The 5,556-nt window shown below is 70.7% G+C and carries 6 protein-coding genes; 4 read left to right on the top strand and 2 right to left on the bottom strand.

Going from position 1 to position 5,556, the window contains the following annotated elements:
- The 4 genes from ACK4ZD_RS15065 to ACK4ZD_RS15050 form a co-directional block, all read left to right on the top strand.
- Window positions 1–895, top strand: an 895-nt coding sequence (locus ACK4ZD_RS15065) for a LysR family transcriptional regulator (protein ID WP_409663893.1), incomplete at its 5' end; no start/stop codon positions are given.
- Window positions 892–1,677: a ChaN family lipoprotein gene (locus ACK4ZD_RS15060; RefSeq protein WP_409663890.1), complete on the top strand. Its 786-nt coding sequence runs from the start codon at window positions 892–894 to the stop codon at window positions 1,675–1,677. The genes ACK4ZD_RS15065 and ACK4ZD_RS15060, both read left to right, overlap by 4 nt.
- Window positions 1,674–2,879 (top strand): CaiB/BaiF CoA transferase family protein, encoded by a 1,206-nt coding sequence (locus tag ACK4ZD_RS15055; protein WP_409663888.1) that lies wholly within the window; start codon window positions 1,674–1,676, stop codon window positions 2,877–2,879. The genes ACK4ZD_RS15060 and ACK4ZD_RS15055 overlap by 4 nt, the downstream gene beginning before the upstream one ends.
- 66 nt (window positions 2,880–2,945) lie before the next feature.
- Window positions 2,946–3,788: a 23S rRNA (adenine(2030)-N(6))-methyltransferase RlmJ gene (locus ACK4ZD_RS15050; RefSeq protein ID WP_409663885.1), complete on the top strand. Its 843-nt coding sequence runs from the start codon at window positions 2,946–2,948 to the stop codon at window positions 3,786–3,788.
- Here the strand turns inward: ACK4ZD_RS15050 and tgt are convergent, their stop codons facing one another.
- Window positions 3,789–4,940 (bottom strand): tRNA guanosine(34) transglycosylase Tgt, encoded by a 1,152-nt coding sequence (tgt, locus tag ACK4ZD_RS15045; RefSeq protein ID WP_409663882.1) that lies wholly within the window; start codon window positions 4,938–4,940, stop codon window positions 3,789–3,791.
- A gap of 10 nt (window positions 4,941–4,950) precedes the next feature.
- The coding region (gene queA, locus ACK4ZD_RS15040) for a tRNA preQ1(34) S-adenosylmethionine ribosyltransferase-isomerase QueA (RefSeq protein WP_409663879.1) at window positions 4,951–5,556 on the bottom strand (606 nt) is incomplete at its 5' end.

Genomic DNA, 5,556 nt, shown 5'->3' with positions numbered 1-5,556 from the left:
CAAGCGCATGGCGGTGTTTGCCACCGTGGTCGAGCAGGGCTCGATGAACGGCGCGGCGCGGGCGCTGGGTACCACCGCCTCGGCCGTGAGCCAGCAGGTGCGCCAGCTCGAACGCGACATGGGCGTGACCCTGCTCACACGCTCCACGCGCAAGCTGCGCCTCACCGTGGCCGGCGAGCGTTTCCATGAAGGCTGTGCCGCGATGCTGGCCGCCGCGCGCGGTGCCGGCGAGCAGCTCGCGCAGATGCGCGACGCGCCGGTGGGCGAATTGCGGGTGTCCTCGCCAGTGGGTTTTGCGCGCCACCTGGGGCCGGCGCTGGCGCCGCTGCTGGCGGCCAACCCCGGGCTGAGGCTGCACCTGCAAGTGGACGACACCCTGATCGACCTGGTCGAGCAGCGCATCGACCTGGCCATCCGCTTCGGCCGCCTGCCTGACTCCACCTGGGTGGCGCACCGCCTGGGCGAGATGCGCCTGACCGTGTGCGCCGCCCCGGCCTACCTGGCCGCACGCGGCGTGCCCACCGCGCCGGCCGAGCTGCTGGCCCACGACTGGCTGCGCACGGCCGGCGGCAGCCTGGGGGCGGTGCTGGAGCTGCACGGCCCCGGCGGGGCGGTGGAGCGCCTGCGGGTGGAGGCGCGGGTGACCAGCAACAACCAGCTGTCGCTGCAGCAGATGTGCGAGGCCGGCCTGGGCCTGGCGGTGATGGGCGAGCTCGACGTGGAAGACTCGCTGAAAGCCGGTCGCCTCGTGCCCCTGTTGACGCACTGGCGCCCGCCGCCGCTGGGCATGTACGCGCTTACGCCGCAGCGCGACGCCCAGCCCGCCAAGGTGCGCTTTGCGATCGACGCCTTGCGCCGCGCCATGGCCGGCGTGGGCTCTAAGATGCCGGCATGAAGCAACTCCTCGTGGCCTTGTGGATGGGCGGGTGTGCGGCGGCCGCGGCCCAGACCGCCTGGCTGCTGGGCGAACTGCACGACCAGCCCGATCATCAGCGCCAGGCGGCGCAGCTCGTCAGCGAGCTGGCCGCTCAAGGCCGCCTACAGGCCCTGGTGCTGGAAATGGCCGAACGCGACCGCCACACCCGCGGCCTGCCGCCCGACGCGGGCGAAGCGCAGGTGCGCGAGGCCCTGGCCTGGCATGAGCCCGGCTGGCCCTGGGCCGTGTACGGCCCGGTCGTGATGGCGGCGGTGCGTGCAGGGGTGCCGGTGCACGGCGGCAACCTGCCGCGTGCCGAGCTGCGTGCCGCCACGGGCCAGGCCGGGTGGGACGACCTCGTGCCGGCCGCAGCCCGCCAGCGGCTGGTGGACGCCGTGCGCGACGGCCACTGCGGCCTGGTGCCCGAGGCGCAACTGCCCGCGATGGCGCGCATGCAGATCGCCCGCGACGACGCTTTGGCCGCCACGATCGCAGCCGCATCGCACGGCGCGCCGCCCGATGCGGTGGTGCTGCTGCTCGCCGGGGCGGTGCACGCCTCGCGCCTGACCGGCGTGCCGCTGCACCTGCCCCGTCACGCACCCGCCCTGACGGTGCGCACCACGGCTTTCGTGCCCGCGGGCGCCATTCCGCCCGCAGGCTTCGACGATGCGCGCGAGGCCGCAGCCCAGGCCTCGCGCGACCATTGCGCCGACCTGCGCGAGCGTGGCATGCCCACGATCACCTCACCCGCTTCCCGATGAACACGACCTCCCCCGCCCCCACCGGCCCGCTGGCCGGTCTCAAGGTTCTCGAACTCGGCCAGCTCATCGCCGGCCCCTTCGCTGCCAAGACGCTGGCTGACTTCGGCGCCGAGGTGATCAAGATCGAGCCCCCGGGCATGGGGGATCCGCTGCGCCAGTGGCGCCTTCTGCACAACGGCACCAGCGTGTGGTGGCAGGTGCAGTCGCGCAACAAGAAGAGCGTGGTGCTCGATCTGCGCGAGCCGGCCGACCGCGACATCGTGCGCCGCCTGGCCGACGAGGCCGACGTGCTGATCGAGAACTTCAAGCCCGGCACGATGGAAAAGTGGGGTCTGGGCTACGACGAACTCTCGCGCACCAACCCGGGTCTCGTCATGTTGCGCATCAGCGGCTATGGCCAGAGCGGCCCCTACAAGGACCGCCCCGGCTTCGGCGTGGTGGCCGAGGCCATGGGGGGCTTGCGCCACCTCACCGCCGAACCCGGCCGCGTGCCGGTGCGCGTGGGCGTGAGCATTGGCGACACCCTGGCCTCGCTGCACGGCGTGATCGGTGTGCTGATGGCGCTGCAGGAGCGGCATCGCTCGGGCCGCGGCCAGGTGGTCGACGTGGCCCTGTACGAGAGTGTCTTCAACGTGATGGAAAGCCTGCTGCCCGAGTACAGCGCCTTCGGCGTGGTGCGCGAGCCGGCCGGCTCGGCCCTGCCCGGCATCGCACCCAGCAACGCCTACGCCTGCGCCGACGGCTGGGTGCTGGTGGCCGGCAACGGCGACTCGATCTTCAAGCGCCTGATGGGCGCCATCGGCCGCGACGACCTGGGCCAGGACCCCACGCTGGCCGACAACGTGGGCCGCGTCAAGCGCGTGGCCGAGATCGACGCGGCCATCGGCGCCTGGACGGCGGCGCGCACGGTGGCCGAGGTGCTCGACGTGCTGAACGCCGCCCAGGTGCCCGCCGGTCGCATCTACACCGCCCGCGACATCGCCGAAGACCCGCACTACCGTGCGCGCGGCATGATCGAATCCATCACCACGGCCGACGGCCTGAGGCTGGAGGTGCCAGGCATCGTGCCCAAGCTCTCGCGCACGCCGGGCGCCATCACGCGCCGCGCGCCCACGCTGGGCGAAGACACCGAGGCCGTGCTGCGCGAGGTGGGGCTCAGTGAAGGACAACTGGCCGCCCTGAAGGCGCGCGGCATCCTCTGACCCTCCCGCCGTTTCCTCGGGGGGCGGCTGACGCTACAGTGGGGCCTTTGCCGGCCTCACACCACCATGCTCGCCTACCGCCATGCCTTCCACGCGGGCAACCATGCCGACGTCCTCAAGCACCTGGTGCTCACCCAGGTGCTGCGCTACCTCGGTGAAAAGGACAAGCCTTACTGGCTGATCGACACCCATGCGGGTGCCGGCGGCTACGACCTGCACAGCCGCCATGCCCAGCAGCATGCCGAATACCTCGACGGCATCGGCCGCCTGGTGGAGCGCGACGACCTGCCGCCGGCCGTGGACGACTACGTCGAGATCGTGCGGCAGCACAACCCCGGCGGCGTGCTCAAGCACTATCCCGGCTCGCCGGCGTTTGCGCGCGCCCTGATGCGCCCGCAGGACCGCTTGCGTTTGTACGAGCTGCATCCCACGGACCACCGGCTGCTCCTGCGCAGCTTCGGCGGCCAGCCACACACCGAGGTGCACGCGGTCGACGGCTTTGCGGCGCTGAAGAGCCAGTTGCCGCCGCCCTCGCGCCGCGCTGCCGTGCTGATGGACCCGCCCTACGAGCTGAAGGCCGACTATGGCCGGGTGGTTGCGGCGCTGCGCGAGGCCGTGCAGCGCTTTGCCGAAGGGGTCTACATGGTGTGGTATCCGCAGTTGCAGCGACTGGAGTCGCAGCAACTGCCCCAGCGGCTCAAGGGCGTGGCGCCCAAGGGCTGGCTGCACGTGCGCATGACGGTGGCCCGCCCGGTGGAAGCGGGCTTCGGCCTGCTGGGCAGCGGCCTGTTCGTGATCAACCCGCCCTGGGTGCTGCACGACACGCTTGCCGAGGTGCTGCCCTGGCTCACCGAGGTGCTGGCGCAGTACGATGGCGCGAGCTACCTGCTCGAGCAGCACACGGTGTGATCAGACCCCGCGCTGCCGGTCGGCGCGGAAGCGCCGGCGGAAGGCCTCGAACTGGCCGGCGTCCAGGGCCTCGCGCACCTCGCGCATCAGGTTCAGGTAGTAGTGCAGGTTGTGGATGCTGGTGAGCATGGGGCCGAGCATCTCGCCGCAGCGGTCGAGGTGGTGCAGGTAGGCGCGGCTGAAGTTCGTGCAGGTGTAGCAGCGGCAGGTCTCGTCGATGGGGCGTTCGTCGCTCTTGTAGCGTGCATTGCGCAGCCGCAGGTCGCCAAAGCGGGTGAAGAGATGGCCGTTGCGCGCATTGCGCGTGGGCATCACGCAGTCGAACATGTCGATGCCCCAGGCCACGCCTTCCACCAGGTCCTCGGGCGTGCCCACGCCCATGAGGTAATGCGGCTTGTGGGCCGGCAAGCGCGGGCCGACGTGCGAGAGCACGCGCAGCATCTCGTCCTTGGGCTCGCCCACGCTCAGGCCGCCCACGGCAATGCCGGGCAGGTCCAGCGCCTCCAGGCCGGCGAGCGAAGCATCACGCAACGCGGTGAACATGCCGCCTTGCACGATGCCGAAGAGCGCATTGCGGTTGCCCAGGCGCTCGAACTCCGTCAGGCAGCGCTTCGCCCAGCGCAGGCTCAGCTCCATCGAGGCGCGCGCCTCGCGTTCGGTGGTGATGTGGCCCTTGGTCTCGTAGGGGGTGCACTCGTCGAACTGCATCACGATGTCGCTGTCGAGCGCATGCTGCACCTGCATGCTCACCTCGGGCGTGAGGAAGAGCTTGTCGCCGTTCACCGGCGAGGCGAAGCGCACGCCTTCCTCGGAGATTTTCCGCATCTCGCCCAGCGACCACACCTGGAAGCCGCCGCTGTCGGTGAGGATGGGTTTCGTCCAGCCCTCGAAGCGGTGCAGGCCGCCGAACTGGCGAATGACGTCCAGCCCCGGGCGCAGCCACAGGTGGAAGGTGTTGCCCAGGATGATCTGGGCGCCCATCTCCTCCAGCGAGCGCGGCATCACGCCCTTGACGGTGCCGTAGGTGCCCACCGGCATGAAGATCGGCGTCTCGACCACGCCATGGTTGAGCGTGAGCCGGCCGCGGCGCGCATGGCCTTCGGTCTTCAGGACCTCGAATTGCAGGCCGCGGGGGAGGGGGGAGGTGGTCATGCCAGGTCTTTCAATCGTGAGCCGGGGCGCGGGTCAGCAGCATCGCATCCCCGTAGCTGAAGAAACGATAGCGTTGTTCGATCGCGTGCCGGTACAGCGTCATGATGTGCTCATAGCCTGCAAAGGCGCTCACCAGCATCATCAGCGTGCTTTTGGGCAAGTGGAAGTTGGTGATGAGCACATCCACCACCCGGAATGTGAAGCCCGGGGTGATGAAGAGGTCGGTGTCGCGGCTGCCGGCCTCGAGCGAGCCCGAGACGGCCGCCGACTCCAGCGCCCGCAGCGTGGTGGTGCCCACGGCCACGATGCGTCCGCCCGCGGCGCGGGTGCGTTCGATGGCCGCCACCGTGTTGGCGCTGACCTCGAACCATTCGCTGTGCATCTTGTGCTCGGCCAGGTTCTCGGTGCGCACCGGCTGGAAGGTGCCCGCACCCACGTGCAGGGTCACCTGGGCGGTGCCGATGCCGCGTTCACGCAGCGCTGCCAGCACACCGTCATCGAAGTGCAGCGCCGCGGTGGGGGCCGCCACGGCCCCGGGCTTGGCGGCGAACACCGTTTGGTAGCGGCGTGCGTCGTCCTCGCTGTCGGCATGCGTGATGTAGGGCGGCAGCGGCAC

It is taken from the genome of Caldimonas sp. (assembly GCF_046291045.1).
Lineage (GTDB): Bacteria > Pseudomonadota > Gammaproteobacteria > Burkholderiales > Burkholderiaceae_C > Caldimonas.
This window is presented reverse-complemented; position numbering and strand designations above follow the sequence as displayed.

Bases quoted from the DNA above. Each gene is read 5' to 3' on its own strand.
- ACK4ZD_RS15060 (WP_409663890.1), top strand. From the start codon at position 892: ATGAAGCAACTCCTCGTGGCCTTGTGGATGGGCGGGTGTGCGGCGGCC.
- ACK4ZD_RS15055 (WP_409663888.1), top strand. From the start codon at position 1,674: ATGAACACGACCTCCCCCGCCCCCACCGGCCCGCTGGCCGGTCTCAAG.
- ACK4ZD_RS15050 (WP_409663885.1), top strand. From the start codon at position 2,946: ATGCTCGCCTACCGCCATGCCTTCCACGCGGGCAACCATGCCGACGTC.
- tgt (WP_409663882.1), bottom strand. From the start codon at position 4,940: ATGACCACCTCCCCCCTCCCCCGCGGCCTGCAATTCGAGGTCCTGAAG.